Annotated in this window: 13 protein-coding genes; 10 read left to right on the top strand and 3 right to left on the bottom strand. The window is 61.6% G+C overall.

Annotation, left to right across the window (positions count from 1 at the left end; all coding sequences use genetic code 11):
• The first annotated feature begins 18 nt into the window (after positions 1–18).
• From AD659_RS23645 to AD659_RS23600, 10 genes are all read left to right on the top strand, one after another.
• The gene (locus AD659_RS23645; protein WP_408003306.1) at positions 19–1,578 is read left to right on the top strand and encodes a ShlB/FhaC/HecB family hemolysin secretion/activation protein; all 1,560 of its coding nucleotides are present in this window, start codon (positions 19–21) and stop codon (positions 1,576–1,578) included.
• Positions 1,579–1,595: 17 nt separating this feature from the next.
• Positions 1,596–3,395 (top strand): DUF2341 domain-containing protein, encoded by a 1,800-nt coding sequence (locus tag AD659_RS23640; RefSeq protein WP_053125531.1) that lies wholly within the window; start codon positions 1,596–1,598, stop codon positions 3,393–3,395.
• Between the two features lie 10 nt (positions 3,396–3,405).
• Positions 3,406–3,831 carry an ExbD/TolR family protein gene (locus AD659_RS23635; RefSeq protein WP_003201710.1) on the top strand — a complete coding sequence of 142 codons (426 nt, stop codon included), beginning with the start codon at positions 3,406–3,408 and terminating at the stop codon, positions 3,829–3,831.
• A 2-nt stretch (positions 3,832–3,833) separates the two neighbouring features.
• Entirely contained in the window at positions 3,834–4,538 is a 705-nt protein-coding gene (locus tag AD659_RS23630; RefSeq protein WP_053125530.1) for an energy transducer TonB family protein, read from the top strand.
• A 39-nt stretch (positions 4,539–4,577) separates the two neighbouring features.
• On the top strand, positions 4,578–6,269 hold the full coding sequence (locus tag AD659_RS23625) for a putative porin (RefSeq protein ID WP_053125529.1): 1,692 nt from the start codon (positions 4,578–4,580) through the stop codon (positions 6,267–6,269).
• Positions 6,270–6,284: 15 nt separating this feature from the next.
• Positions 6,285–6,932, top strand: coding sequence for a hypothetical protein (locus tag AD659_RS23620; RefSeq protein ID WP_053125528.1), 648 nt, complete (start codon positions 6,285–6,287; stop codon positions 6,930–6,932).
• A gap of 22 nt (positions 6,933–6,954) precedes the next feature.
• On the top strand, positions 6,955–7,434 hold the full coding sequence (locus tag AD659_RS23615) for a YbjN domain-containing protein (protein ID WP_053125527.1): 480 nt from the start codon (positions 6,955–6,957) through the stop codon (positions 7,432–7,434).
• Positions 7,431–8,375 (top strand): peptidylprolyl isomerase, encoded by a 945-nt coding sequence (locus AD659_RS23610; protein WP_053125526.1) that lies wholly within the window; start codon positions 7,431–7,433, stop codon positions 8,373–8,375. Before AD659_RS23615 ends, AD659_RS23610 begins: the two co-directional genes overlap by 4 nt.
• A 224-nt stretch (positions 8,376–8,599) precedes the next feature.
• Positions 8,600–9,580 (top strand): LysR family transcriptional regulator, encoded by a 981-nt coding sequence (locus AD659_RS23605; protein ID WP_053125525.1) that lies wholly within the window; start codon positions 8,600–8,602, stop codon positions 9,578–9,580.
• 143 nt (positions 9,581–9,723) lie between these two features.
• Complete coding sequence (locus tag AD659_RS23600; RefSeq protein ID WP_053125524.1) at positions 9,724–10,221, top strand: GNAT family N-acetyltransferase; 498 nt, start codon at positions 9,724–9,726, stop codon at positions 10,219–10,221.
• A 78-nt stretch (positions 10,222–10,299) separates the two neighbouring features.
• Here the strand turns inward: AD659_RS23600 and AD659_RS23595 are convergent, their stop codons facing one another.
• The 3 genes from AD659_RS23595 to AD659_RS23585 all read right to left on the bottom strand — a co-directional run bounded on the left by AD659_RS23595 (position 10,300) and on the right by AD659_RS23585 (position 13,278).
• Positions 10,300–11,253 carry a hypothetical protein gene (locus AD659_RS23595; protein WP_053125523.1) on the bottom strand — a complete coding sequence of 318 codons (954 nt, stop codon included), beginning with the start codon at positions 11,251–11,253 and terminating at the stop codon, positions 10,300–10,302.
• Between the two features lie 106 nt (positions 11,254–11,359).
• Entirely contained in the window at positions 11,360–12,355 is a 996-nt protein-coding gene (locus AD659_RS23590; RefSeq protein WP_231987695.1) for a halovibrin HvnC, read from the bottom strand.
• Positions 12,352–13,278, bottom strand: coding sequence for a hypothetical protein (locus AD659_RS23585; protein ID WP_053125522.1), 927 nt, complete (start codon positions 13,276–13,278; stop codon positions 12,352–12,354). Before AD659_RS23585 ends, AD659_RS23590 begins: the two co-directional genes overlap by 4 nt.
• Positions 13,279–13,345: the final 67 nt, after the last annotated feature.

Genomic DNA, 13,345 nt, shown 5'->3' with positions numbered 1-13,345 from the left:
GCGCTGTGGGGCTGGTTGCTGCTGGCGGTCGGGGGGCCGTCCGCATTCGCAGCAGAAGGAGGGCAGGAGGCCGAAACGGCGCCGACGCGGCTGGTGGACGTGAACGAGTATTTCGTGCGCGGCAACACCGTGCTCGATGCCCGGGCCATCGAGGAAGCGGTGTACCCGTTCCTCGGCCCGCAAAAAGCCTTGAGCGACATCGAAGGCGCCCGGGAAGCCCTGCAAAAAGCCTATCAGACCCGCGGTTATCAATCGGTGTTCGTCGAGCTGCCGGAGCAGAAAGTCGAAGACGGCATCGTCTACCTGCAGGTCAGCGAAACCAAGATCGGCCGGGTGCGCGTGGTAGGGGCCAAGCACTATTCGCCCGTTGAAATCCGGGAGGACGTGCCGGCGCTCAAGGAAGGCGAGGTCCCCGACTTCGCCCAGGTCCAGGCAGAACTGGCGCTGTTGAACAAAACCCCGGGACGCCAGGTGATGCCGCTGGTGCGCGAAGGCCAGCGCCCCGGGACGATGGACGTGGATTTGCAGGTCGAAGACCAGAACCCCTGGCAAGCCAGCCTGGGGCTGAACAACGACTACAGTGCCGACACCGAAAAGCTGCGCACGGTCGCCAGCCTGGGCTACAACAACCTCTGGCAACTGGGCCACAGCGTTTCGCTGACTTTTTTCACCGCGCCCCAGGACACCGAAAACGCCAAGGTCTGGTCGGGCTCCTACACCGCGCCGCTGAGCGAACGCTGGAGTGTGCAGTTCTCGGGTTACCAATCCGACAGCAACGTGGCCACCGTCGGCGGCAGCAACGTGTTGGGCAAAGGGCATTCCTACGGGGTGTCGGCGATCTACAGCCTGCCGTCCAGTGGGGCATGGGCCAACAGCTTTTCGGTCGGGGTGGATTTCAAGGACTTCGAGGAAGAGCTGAACCTGGGCGGTGCCAGCGACAAGGCACCGCTCAAGTACGCGCCGTTCACCTTCGCCTACAACGGCTTTCGCTACACCGAACACAGCCAGTTGGGCCTAGGCCTTAGCCTGGTGGCGGGCACCCGGAGCCTGCTGGGCTATGGCAGCTCCGACGAAGAGTTCGACTACAAGCGCTATCGCGCCAGCCCCAGCTTCGCGGTGCTCAAGGGCGATGGCAATTACACCTTCACCTTCGGCAACGACTGGCAGACCGCCTCCAAGGCCGCCTTCCAACTGGCCTCCGGGCCGCTGGTTTCCAACGAGCAATTCTCCGCCGGTGGCGCCACCTCGGTGCGCGGCTACCTGGCCGCCGAGCGCACCGGCGACGACGGCTACCTGTTGTCCCAGGAGCTGCGCACGCCATCCCTGGCCAAGTTCCTCGGCAGCTACGTCCAGGAGTGGCGTTTCTACGCCTTCGCCGAAGGCGCGCAGCTGTATTTGCGTGACGAACTGCCTGACCAGGAAGCCGACTACAGCCTCGCCAGCGTCGGTCTCGGCACCCGCGCCAGCCTGAGCAAATGGCTGTCCGGCAGCCTTGATTGGGGTTATCCGCTGCTCGAAGGGCCGAACACCGAGAAACAGGAATCGCGCCTGCACTTCAACCTGCAAGCGACGTTTTGAACCCAGGAGTCATGTCCATGCAACGCTTATTGTTATCCCTGTTGATCTGCCTGGGGCTGGTGCTTCCGGCGACCGCCAACGCCTGGTGGCAGGACGATTGGCATTATCGCAAACAGATTTCGGTGGACACCACGCCCCAGGGCGCCGCCATCGCCCAAGCCTTGGGCCGCACCGCGCTGCTGGTGCGCCTGCACACCGGCAACTTCACCTTCGACGGCGTCAAGGACGACGGCTCGGACCTGCGTTTCGTCAGCGGCGATGACAAGACGGTGCTCAATCACCAGATCGAAAGCTTCGACCCGCTGATGGGCATGGCGCTGATCTGGGTCGACGTGCCGACCGTGGAGGGCGGCCAGCGCCAGGACCTGTGGATGTATTACGGCAACCAGAAGGCGCCGGCCACGGGCAGCGGCCAGCTGACCTTCGACCCGGACTACACCGCGCTGTACCACTTCGACGGCGCCACCGGCGTGCCGCCCAAGGACACCACGGCCTACGGCAACAATGCCCAGGGCGCGGTCGGCGTCAGCATCGATGGCGTGATCGGGCGGGCCGTGCAGTTCAACGGCCAGCCACTGTTGTTGCCCGCCAGCCCGTCGTTGCAACACAGTGCCGGCGCGGCGTTCACCTTCAGTACCTGGCTGCGCCAGGACCAGGCCAGTGGCGAGCAAGTCATCCTGGCCCGTCGCGAAGCCGCCATCAGCTTGCTGATTGGCGTGAACCAGGGTGTGCCGTTCGTAGCGGTCAATGACCAGCGCGCGGTCTCGACCCAGCCGCTGAACCCCGGCCAGTGGCAGCACCTGGCGTTGACCGCCTCGGGCGACCGGGTCGTGCTGTACGTCAACGGACGTGAAACCGCGAGCCTCGCCGTGGCGATGCCGGCGTTCAATTCGCCAATCGCCTTGGGGGCTGACGCTGCCGCCGGTACCTTCGCGCCTTTCAGCGGTGCGATGGACGAAGCGCGTCTGTCCAAGGTGGCCCGTCCGGCACCGTTGCTGTTGGCCGACGCCAATGCCCAGGGCGCCGAATCGAAGCTGGTGGCCTACGGGGTCGATGAAGAGCAGTCCGGCTTCGGTTTCGGCAGCCTGGGCTTCCTGCTCAACGCCGTGCCGCTCGACGCTTGGGTGATCATTGGGGTACTGGTGCTGATGATGTTCCAGTCGTGGATCATCATGATCCGCAAGAACCGCATGGTCAGCCGTCTCGGCGCCGCCAACGAAGCCTTCCGCGAGCAGTTCGCCAGGATTGGCACGCGCCTGGAAATGTTCGCCGACGACCAGGAGCTCGCCCAGCGCCTGCAACATTCGTCGCTGTGGCGCTTGTACCTGGTGGCCGTCAAGGAAATCCGCACCCGCCGTGAGCAGGGCGCCGACACCTCGTCGGTGTCGGCGGCCACCATCGAAGCGATCCGTTGCTCGATGGACGGCGTGCGCACCCGCGAGAACCAGGCGCTGAGTTCGAAGCTCTCGACCCTGTCCAACGCCATCGCCGGCGGTCCGTACATCGGCCTGCTCGGTACCGTGCTGGGGATCATGGTGGTGTTCCTCGGCACGGCCATGGCCGGCGACGTGAACATCAACGCCATCGCCCCTGGCATGGCCGCGGCCTTGCTCGCCACCGCCATGGGCCTGTTCGTCGCGATCCCGGCGCTGTTTGGCTACAACCGCCTGATCACCCGCAACAAAGAAGTCAGCGCCGACATGCGGGTCTTCGTCGACGAGTTCATCACCCGCCTGGCGGAGATGCACGGTGAAGGCCAGTCCGGTGAAGCGGCGCATCGCCGTAATCAACACGTCCAATCGTCCGTACCGGCCTGAGGGAGTCGCCATGGCTAGCGTAAACGCTTCACACGATGACGACGATGATGCCGCGGTCGACAGCATCAACATCACGCCGTTGGTGGATGTGCTCATGGTGGTGCTGGTGATGTTCATCCTCACGGCCACGGCCCAGGTGTCGGGCATCCAGATCAACCTGCCCAAGGCCAGCGCCTCGGTGTCGTTGTCCGAAGCCAAGACCAAGGCGATTTCGGTGAATGACGGCGGGCAGGTGTTCCTCGATGCCTATCCGGTGACCCTGGCCGAGCTGGAAGAACGCCTGCGCATCGAAAAGGCCCAGAGCCCGGACTTCCCGGTGATCGTGCGCGGCGACGCGACGGTGCAGTACCAGAAAGTCATTGAAGTGCTGGACCTGTTGCGACGCCTGGAACTGTCCCAGGTCGGTCTCGTGACCGGCAAACCGAGCCAGGGCTGATCATGACCGCCAGACTTCCCATCGATCCGCCCCCGGTGAAGACCTCGCCGTTGCGCCTGCTCAAGTGGGCCGCCGGCCTGTTGCTGGGCGCCGTGGCGGCCTGGCTGCTGTGGCAGTGGGCCAACGACATGAGTGGCGTGCGCCGCGAAGCGCCGAAGGTGCCGACCATCATCCCGTTGCCACCGCCGCCCCCACCACCGCCGGAGAAACCCAAGGAACCGGAACCCCAGGTCGAGGAAAAGGTGGTCGAGCCCGAGCCGACCCCGGAACCCGAAGAGGTCAAGCCGGAGGAAGAGGCTCCGCCGTCGCCGGTCGACGACCTGGCGAACCCGATGCAGATGGACGGCGACGCCCAGTCCGGCAATGACGCTTTCAACATCGGCGCCGGCAAGGGCGGGGGCATGGCCGGGGCAGGGGGCGGACGCCTGGGCAATGGCACCTACAGCCAGTTCCTGGCGTTCACCTTCCAGCGCTTGCTGCGGGAAAACCCCGACTTGCGCAGCCTGGCGTTTTCGCTGCAGGCCGATGTCTGGCTCAGTGCCGTGGGCGAAATCACCCGGGTCGAGCTGGTCAAGTCCAGCGGTAACCCGCAAGTGGACGAGCAAGTGATGTCCGCCCTGCGTGCCGCGCCCCATTTGAGTGAACGGCCACCGGCCTCCCTGACCTTGCCCGTGCGCCTGTCCTTGCAGGGACGGCGGCCGGGTTAACCGACTTTTTGACAGTTTGCCAACAGGAGTTGTGTGCAGATGATTTCCAATGTGAATCGATTGTCGTGGGCGATCGGCCTGGTGGTCCTGAGCCTGGCCGGACACGCGGCCGCCGCTGCGGCGCCTTCGGAGAACGCCACGATCAATCTGATCCGCCTGCTGGTGCAGCAGGGGGTGTTGAAGCAGGACCAGGCCGATGGCTTGATCGCCCAGGCCGAACGCGAAGCCGTGCAGGCCCGCCAGGCGGCCACGACGGTTGCCGCGACGCCGGCCGGCGCGCCGGGAGACGTGCGCGTGCAATACGTGCCGAACATCGTGCGCGAGCAGATCCGCGATCAGGTCAAGGCCGAAGTCATGGCCACCGCCAAGCAGGAGAATTGGGCCCAGCCCAACACCTTCCCGGACTGGGTCTCACGGATCAGTTTCGATGGCGACATTCGGCTGCGGGATGAGTCGCGCTATTACTCGGGCACCAACAGCAACGAAATCGTCGATTTCGCCCGGCTCAATGACAGGGGGCCCTACGACGTCAACCCCAACAGCAGCTCCGGCCTGCCGCCGTTGCTCAATACCCGTGAAGACCGGGAAAACCTGTTCCGCCTGCGCGCCCGCCTGGGTATGAAGGCGGTGATTGCCCCGCAATGGACCGCAGGCATCCGCATCGGCACCAGCTCGGACAACAACCCGGTGTCCACCACCCAGACCCTTGGTGGTGGCTTCGGCAAAAAAGACATCTGGCTCGACCAGGGCTACCTGACCTGGAAGCCCTCGGACGAGTTGACGCTGACCGGCGGGCGTTTCGCCAACCCGTTTTTCTCCACCGACCTGTTGTATTCCGGTGACCTGAACTTCGACGGCGTGGCGGCGAATTTCAACCACAAGCTCAATCAGGACTGGGGCCTGTTCGGCACCGTCGGCGCGTTCCCGGTGGAGTACACCAACGACACCAGCACCAGCAACGGCAGCGACAAGGAAGAGAGCGACAACAAGTGGCTGTACGGTGCGCAGCTGGGGGCCAACTGGGCTATCAACGACAGCAACCGGATCAAGGGCGCGTTGGCCTATTTCCGCTTCGATGACATCGAGGGCCAGCGTTCCTCGCCGTGCCAGCCTTGGGCCGGTGATCCGGGCTGCGACAGCGACGGTTCGCGAGTGGCGTTCATGCAGAAGGGCAACACCGTGTTCCTGCTGCGCGACATCACCCCCAATCCCCTCAACCCGTCGACCACGCCACAGCCGCAATACGTCGGCCTGGCCTCGGAGTTCAACCTGCTGGACCTGAACGTCGCGTGGGACACCGATCTGCCTGAAGACCTGAAACTGCGCAGCCAGGCCCATTACGTCCACAACCTGGGCTACGACGAAGGCGAGATGCGCAAGCGCTCCGAAGGGCAGTTCGCCAATAACCTGGATGAAAACGGCGAGGTAGAAAGTGGCGCCAACGCCTGGATGCTCCAGTTCACCCTTGGCAACTCGCTGGAACTCAAGCGCGAGGGCGATTGGAACCTGTTCGCCGGCTACAAGTACATCCAGCCGGACGCCTTGCCGGACGGCTTCAACGATTCGTCATTCCATCTGGGGGGCACCAACGCCAAGGGTTATTTCCTGGGCGGCAACTATGGCCTGGCGAGCAACGTCTTCGCCACCGGTCGCTGGTTGAGTTCCGAAGCGGTGTACGGCGCGCCGTACGACATCGATGTCTTGCAGCTTGAAATCAATACGCGCTTCTAAGCGCAGGGAGGCCTCATGAAAAGGCGAGCCAATTACCCAAGCCCGATTGCGGTGCTGATGCTGGGCCTGCTGCTCAGTGGCATGGCTCATGGCGAAGGCCTGGAGGAGCGGCTGCGCACGCAACTGCGCAGCACCACCGCGCAGTTGCAGGCCCTGCAGAGCGAGCAGGCCCAGGCCAGCGCCGCTCGTCAGGCGGCAGAGAGTCAGGCCAAGGAAGCCCAGGCGCAGATCAAGCAATTGACTGCGCAACTGGCCAAGGCCCAGGCCCTCACCGAACAACTGGCCGGGCACCAGCAAAGCCTGCAAAACCAGGCCCAGGCCCAGGTGGCGGCCAGCAACGAGCAGATCGGCAAGTTCAAGAAAGCCTACGAGGAGTTGTTGACCCTGGCCCGTGGCAAAGAGACCGAGCGGGCTCGTTTGGAAGCGCAATTGACCGAGCGTGACACACAAGTGCAGCAATGTTCGGTCAAGAATCAGCAGATGTACGAAGTCGCCAAGACGCTATTGCACGCCTACGAAACCATCGATGTGACCGATATCGTGAAGATCCGCCAGCCGTTCGCGGCCAAGGCCCGGGTACGTTTCGAAGAGCTGGCCCAAGGTTTCGGCGATGATCTCTACAAGAACCGTTTCGATGCGCCCCAGGCCTCGATCACTCACTGAACAGCACAAGGAAGAACCGAACATGACCTCAATGATTGAATCCGTCGGCGCAAAATCCCTTACCGAGTTGTTACAGGCCGCCGGTTATCGGGTCAACGAAACCGAGCAGAACGGCATTGTGCAACTGCTCAGCGCTAGCCAGGGCATCGGCTTTGCCGTGCGTTTCGGCAACCCGGCGCCGACGCCGGGCGAATACCTGGACTTCACCTTCAGCTGCGCCTTGCGGGTGCAGGGCGAGTTGCCGGCCGGGTTGGCGGAACAGTGGAACGCCTCGCGACGCTTTGCCCGGTTGTCGCTGCAGGGCGAATTCCTGGTGATGGAAATGGATGTGGTGGTCGCGGCGGGCGTGAGCGCCGATCATCTGCGCAGTCATCTGGAACTGTGGGACCGCCTGTTGCAGGAGTTCATTGTCTTCCTGCGTGAATACAGCCAGAACGCGGCACGGGTGCAAGCCGCGGCCGAGCCCGTCGAGGCGCCATTGGAGGAGGCCGTCGCATCGTGAAAAAACCGACTTTCGTCATCAGCGCTGCAGCGCTGGGCGTGGTTGTCGTGGCGCTGGTGCTGGGCCTGCGACCGGGCAGCGATCCGGTTGCCGCAGTGCAGACCGTGAGTACTGTTTCGGCTGATTCGCCGAGCCTGGCCCGATTGGGCAATCAGCAGGTCAGCCCCGACGAACTCAAGGCCTTGCTGGCCGCGCTGGCCCCTGAGGTTCGCCAGCAAATGCGTGGCAATCGGGCGGCGCTGGAAGGCTGGATTCGTGCGCGCCTGGCGGAAAAAGTCGTGTTGGAACAGGCCGATGCCCAGGGCTGGCGTCAGCGGCCCGAGGTGGAGCGGCAGACACGAGCGGCGGCTGAGCAGATTGTTTTTCGTGATTATTTGCAGTCGGTCAGCCAGGTGCCGGCCGGGTATCCCAGTGAAGACGAATTGAAACAGGCTTACGACGCCGGGAAAGCCAACTGGACCGCGCCGGCGTTGTACCGGGTCAGTCAGATTTTCCTCGCCGCCACCGAGCCGCAAACCGTGGAGGCGGTGCGCCGGCAAGCGCTGGAGTTGAGCAAGAAAGCCCAGGCCTCACCCGCTGAGTTCGGCGCCCTGGCCGGTCGTTTTTCCCAGGATCGCAGCAGCGCCGAGCGCGGCGGTGACAGTGGTTTCCAGCCGTTGCAGCAACTGGTTCCGCCAGTGCGTGAGGCGGTGACGCGCTTGAAAGTCGGTGCGGTATCGGAGCCGGTACAGAGCGCGGCGGGGTTCCATGTCATCAAGCTCACCGAACAACAGCCGGCCCGGGAAGCGACCCTGGACGAAGTCCGCGAACGCCTGACCCAGGCCTTGCGCGCCCAGCGCCAGGAGCAGATCGCCAAGGCCTACCTGGACGGTATGCTCGATACAGCGACGTTGAGCATCGATGGCGCGCAGTTGAGCAAGGTGTTGGAGGAGGGGCTTTAGCCAGGCCCACACCTTGTGGCGAGGGAGCTTGCTCCCGCTGGGCTCTGTAGGAGCTGGCGAAGCCTGCGATCTATTGATCTTTCGCTCCAGACTCAATTGGCAGTGAAAAGATCGCAGCCTCGCTTCGCTCGTCAGCTCCTACAGACCAGCGGGAGCAAGCTCCCTCGCCACAGGGTGCTGAGTTGTTTGCCCCATGTATTTGTACAACCGACAGGGAGTCACCCATGACCTTCATCGAGCCCGCAGGACGCCAGGCTGTCACCGCATACCGCACACCGTTGCGTGCCCCCGACCCGTGGCTGGCGATGGCTGGCGATATCGAGCCGCAGGTGGCGCGGTGTTTCCTGGTCAGCGCCCGTTGTGGCTGCTTCATGCAAGCGGCCCGCAGTCTTAACGTCAAGGCGACCTGGCTGCGCAAGCAGTTGGCGCAGTTGGAGGCGCGGCTGCAACGTTCGCTGTTCAGCTTCCAGGGCAGCGCCTTGACCCTCAGTCGCGAAGGCCGGCAGTTGCAGGCGCGACTGGTTTCCCTGGCGCAGGACAGCTCCCCACCACTGAGCGATCAACCCTTGATTCGCCTGGCCGTGGCCGAGTCGATTCTGCATGACATCCTCGGCCGTGACCTGATCGCGTTGCTGCGGCGCAACGCCAGCGTGCGATTGCAGATCATCACCCTGGACAGTGAACTGGCGCTGCAAGCCGTCAGCGCCGACCTGGTGCTGTGGTTGAGTGATGCCCACGCGTCGGCGCCGGGGCCGAGCTTCGCCACGTTGCCCGCGGATCGACTGGCGCGGCTGGACTATCTGCCGCACATTGCCAAGCGCTACTCAAGACCGGCTACGCGCCCCGACTGCCTGGATGACCTGAACGACTACATGCTGGTGCAATGGCAGGCGGACCGGCACGTGGACAGCTTCGCCCCGTGGAACGCCCTGATAGAACAACGCCGGGCAGGCGTGGTGCAGGTGCAAGCCTACGAATTGATGCTGGAAATGATTCGCTGCAGCGCCTGCATCGGTCTCTTGCCGCAGTACATGAGCCGCTTCGATCGAGGCCTGGTGGCGTTGCCGCACGTGTTCGGTCTGTCAATGCAGCGGCATTTGTGGATGGCCGTCAGTGCCCAGGCCGAAGGCTTGCCAGAGGTGCAGATGCTGCGTGAACTTATCCATCACACGTTCGACGAGCGCCGGGATTGGTTCCAGGCATAACGAGCATCACGCTAACCTGTGGGAGCGAGCTTGCTCGCGATGAGGCCGGCACATCCGGCCTCCAACTGACCCACAGGTTCCCTCCACAGCTTGGCGCGGCTTATAGTGCCTGGCCTTGTCGCGCCTCCAGGAAGGAGCCCCCCATGTCCGAGTCCTCAATCACCCTCGAACGCTTCACTGAAGCCCACATCGCCGGTGTCACCGCGCTCTACAACGACCCGGCGGTGACTCGTCAGGTGTTGCAAATGCCTTTCCAGTCCACCGAAATCTGGCGCAAGCGCCTGGCGATGGATGACGAGCGCCTGTTGAAACTGGTGGCCCTGCACGAAGGGGAAGTCATCGGTAACCTGGGGCTGGAGCAGTTCTCGCGGGTGCGTCGGGCCCATTGCGGCAGCCTCGGCATGGGCGTGGCGGTCGCCTGGCAGGGCAAAGGCGTGGGGTCGATGCTGCTGGCCGCCGCGCTGGACGTCGCGGACAACTGGATGAACCTGCGCCGGGTCGAGCTGACGGTGTACGCCGACAATGAAGCGGCCATCGGGCTGTACCGCAAGTTCGGCTTCGAAACCGAAGGCCTGCTGCGCGACTATGCCGTGCGTGACGGACGCTGGGTGGATACGCTGGCGATGGCGCGGTTGCGCTGAGCGATACGCGCTAAACGCAACGCCCGAGCAGGTCCCATATGTACTGGTTATTCGGCTCCCTGCTACCGATCTTGAGCATCACTGAGTCAACGCCTGTTCCGCTGCGATATAGCTAAAAGAGGCTTTCCCGTGGAGGCTGGCGGCAGGTGTCAGGCGAATGATGGGTACGACAATTCTCGGATTGGTTGAATTGTAGAAGTCACGTTGGTTGTACTGAGCGTCGGCCAGACCCTGGGGATGTCCAGCAATGTAGAAAAACGCCAGGATCGGCAGTGTGTTGGGCTGTCCTGGTGTCCAGGTTTTGATAATGATTTCGTTATGCTCGTTGAACACCTGCGCCGCATAATTTGGACTGGCAGCGGCTAACAAGGCCCTGGCCCGCAACGATTCCTGGAACGCGGGCGCGGCCAAAGCATTGCGCTCATCGGAGACGTCGAATCCACATTGTTGTTGGTGATGTTCGGCATTAGGGTCCGGGTATGTCCATACGTACACCCATTGCTCCCCGATGGTCACGTTATGGTATTGGCACAGATTGCTATGGTAAGGGTAATTGGCGTGTGGGCCACAAACCTGGTTCCGGCTTTGGGTCCACCCATCCATTGGGTAGGAGCACATATAAAACAGCTGTGCCTTGCCCGCCGGGGCCTCGAGAAACGGATAAATGATATAGCCGTTGTGATAACCCCAACCAAATGCATCTCCCCCAAAGTTGGTATCTGCCCGCATATAGGAAAAAGACACGCCGCGATTGCTTATTGAAATCGGGCTGGGGTCCCAGACTTTGTAGACATTGGCTGGGTCTTTTACGGTCAGCCTGTGAGTCACGCCGGAACAAAGGAACGCGGGTTGAGAGTCGGTTCGGTTGCAGTTAGGAAAGTTGCGAACATAGAGTTCGCTCAGGTAAGCGGCGACACCAGGCCCGTCAAGTACTTCGACACCATTGATGTCGCGCGCCACAGGCGGTTTTGTTGCGAGCTGAGTACAGCCAACCATTATCGTGATTAATAGTAGGCCAATAAACTTACGCATCGTGGATCTCCCTATAACGGAAGTTGCACTAGGGTTAGTACGGGCTGTCGGTAGTTTCAGTCGGAACTCATGCTTGATGGCTGGTTAATGATGAATGACAACGTGTTCATGGCGTCACCACCTGATCCGCTGTGGAGTAGGTGAAAGCGGCTGTTCCATTGAGACTGGCAGCGGGTGTCAGGCGAATGATGGGTACGACAATTCTCGGATTGGTTGAATTGTAGAAGTCGCGTTGGTTGTATTGGGCGTCGGCCAGCCCTTGGGGATATCCCGCGACGTAGAAGAACGCCAGGATTGGAAAAGTGTTGGGTTGCCCGGGTGTCCAGGTTTGGATAATGATTTCGTTACGTTCGTTGAATACCTGTGCAGCATAATTTGCACTGACAGCCGCTAACAGGTTTCTGGATCGCAATGACTCTCTGAACGCAGGGCCGGCTAACACGTTGCGATCATCACTGACGTCGAATCCGCATTGTTGAAGCGCGGTAACGGCATTAGGATCCGGGTATGTCCATACATACACCCATTGCTCCGCGATGGTGACGTTATGGTATTGGCACAGGTTGCTGTGATGGGGATAAAGATGGTACGGGCCACACACCGGGCTGCGCAGAAGGCTCCTCGCATCCATCGGGTATGAGCACATATAAAACAGCTGAGTTTTGCCCGCCGGGGCCTCGAGGAAGGGGTAGAGGATATAGCCATTGTGGTTGCCATTCTCAAAGGCATTGAAGTTGGTATCTATCCGTAAATAAGAAAAGGACACCCCGCCATTGGCGATCGAGGCTGGGCGGGGATCCCAGACTTTGTACCGCTCGGCGGGGTCTTTTATGGTGGGCTTGAACGTTACGCCGGAACAGAGGAAGGCCGGTTGAGATTCGCTCCGGTGGCAGTTGCCAAAGTTGCGGTTGTAAAGTGTGCTCAGATAAGCGGCGGTGTTCGGTCCATCGAGCACGTTGGCGCCGTTGACGCTGGTGATTTCAGGCGGTTTTGTCGTGGCCTGTGCGCAATTGACCATCAAGGTGATAAGCAGTAGGCCCATTGATCCCTGTATCAGTTGCCGCAGTGTCTTGCCCCTGCGTAGAAACAAAGAGAGTTTCATTGAGTCACTGCCTGATCGGATACGACATAAGTGAAGGTGGCGCTTCCGGCAGCGCTATTGGCGGGGGTCAGGCGAATGATCGGCACCACAATCCTTGGATTGGTGGAATTGTAGAAGTCCCGTTGGTTGTACCGAGCATCAGCCAAGCCCGCGTTGTCGCCTCCCGCAACGAAGAAAAACGCCATGATCGGAAAAGTGTTTGGCCGCCCCGGTGTCCAGGTCTTGATGATGATTTCGTTGTGCTCGTTGAACCCGCTCGTTCCTAGCAGGCCTTTGGCCCGAATGGATTCGTAAAACGCGGGCCCAGCCAGGTAATTGCGGTCATCCTGGACATCGAATCCGCATTGGCGCAGATATGCATTGCCCCCCGGCAGTGTCCATACGCCCAGCCATTGTGCTGCGGTGGTCACGCCGGCCACATGACAGGGGCGGCTGTAATTGGGATAGTCCGCGGAGGCGCCACAAGGGGTGGTTCGATTCCAGGTCCAGCCATCCATCGGGAATGAACACAAATAGTCGAGGTCAATCTTGTCAGGCGGTGCAAATTCGAAGATGGGATAGAGGATAAAGCCGTTGCCGTGCCCCCACGCCAACCTTCCGAAATTGGCGTCTGCCCGTAGATAGGAGAAGGACACGCCGCCACTGATGATTGAGTTTGGGCTGGGGTCCCAGACTTTGTATTTCTCGGCGGGGTCTTTCACCGTTACCCTCAGAGTGATGCCCGAACAGAGAAATGAGGGTTGAGAGTCGGTATTGTGGCAGTTGGGAAATCTGCGATTGTAAAGCGTGGTCAGGACCCCAGCGGTTCCCGGTCCATCAATTACCTGGACCCCGTTGACGTTGACGATATCAGGCGGTGCCGTGGTGACTTGCGAGCAACCGACCATTAACGCGATTAACAGCAGACCCATTAATTTACGCACGGTACGTTCTCCTGCAGTGGAACAGCAGCGTCAGGTATTGATCGAGATGGTGGCTAAGTCGAAAGCC

The sequence above is a fragment of the Pseudomonas thivervalensis genome (assembly GCF_001269655.1).
GTDB lineage: Bacteria > Pseudomonadota > Gammaproteobacteria > Pseudomonadales > Pseudomonadaceae > Aquipseudomonas > Aquipseudomonas thivervalensis.
This window is presented reverse-complemented; position numbering and strand designations above follow the sequence as displayed.

What these genes read in the sequence shown, in the direction of transcription:
- AD659_RS23630 (WP_053125530.1), top strand. Translation starts at nt 3,834, where the DNA reads ATGACCGCCAGACTTCCCATCGATCCGCCCCCGGTGAAGACCTCGCCG.
- AD659_RS23605 (WP_053125525.1), top strand. Translation starts at nt 8,600, where the DNA reads ATGACCTTCATCGAGCCCGCAGGACGCCAGGCTGTCACCGCATACCGC.
- AD659_RS23595 (WP_053125523.1), bottom strand. Translation starts at nt 11,253, where the DNA reads ATGCGTAAGTTTATTGGCCTACTATTAATCACGATAATGGTTGGCTGT.
- AD659_RS23625 (WP_053125529.1), top strand. Translation starts at nt 4,578, where the DNA reads ATGATTTCCAATGTGAATCGATTGTCGTGGGCGATCGGCCTGGTGGTC.
- AD659_RS23615 (WP_053125527.1), top strand. Translation starts at nt 6,955, where the DNA reads ATGACCTCAATGATTGAATCCGTCGGCGCAAAATCCCTTACCGAGTTG.
- AD659_RS23620 (WP_053125528.1), top strand. Translation starts at nt 6,285, where the DNA reads ATGAAAAGGCGAGCCAATTACCCAAGCCCGATTGCGGTGCTGATGCTG.
- AD659_RS23590 (WP_231987695.1), bottom strand. Translation starts at nt 12,355, where the DNA reads ATGAAACTCTCTTTGTTTCTACGCAGGGGCAAGACACTGCGGCAACTG.
- AD659_RS23600 (WP_053125524.1), top strand. Translation starts at nt 9,724, where the DNA reads ATGTCCGAGTCCTCAATCACCCTCGAACGCTTCACTGAAGCCCACATC.
- AD659_RS23635 (WP_003201710.1), top strand. Translation starts at nt 3,406, where the DNA reads ATGGCTAGCGTAAACGCTTCACACGATGACGACGATGATGCCGCGGTC.
- AD659_RS23640 (WP_053125531.1), top strand. Translation starts at nt 1,596, where the DNA reads ATGCAACGCTTATTGTTATCCCTGTTGATCTGCCTGGGGCTGGTGCTT.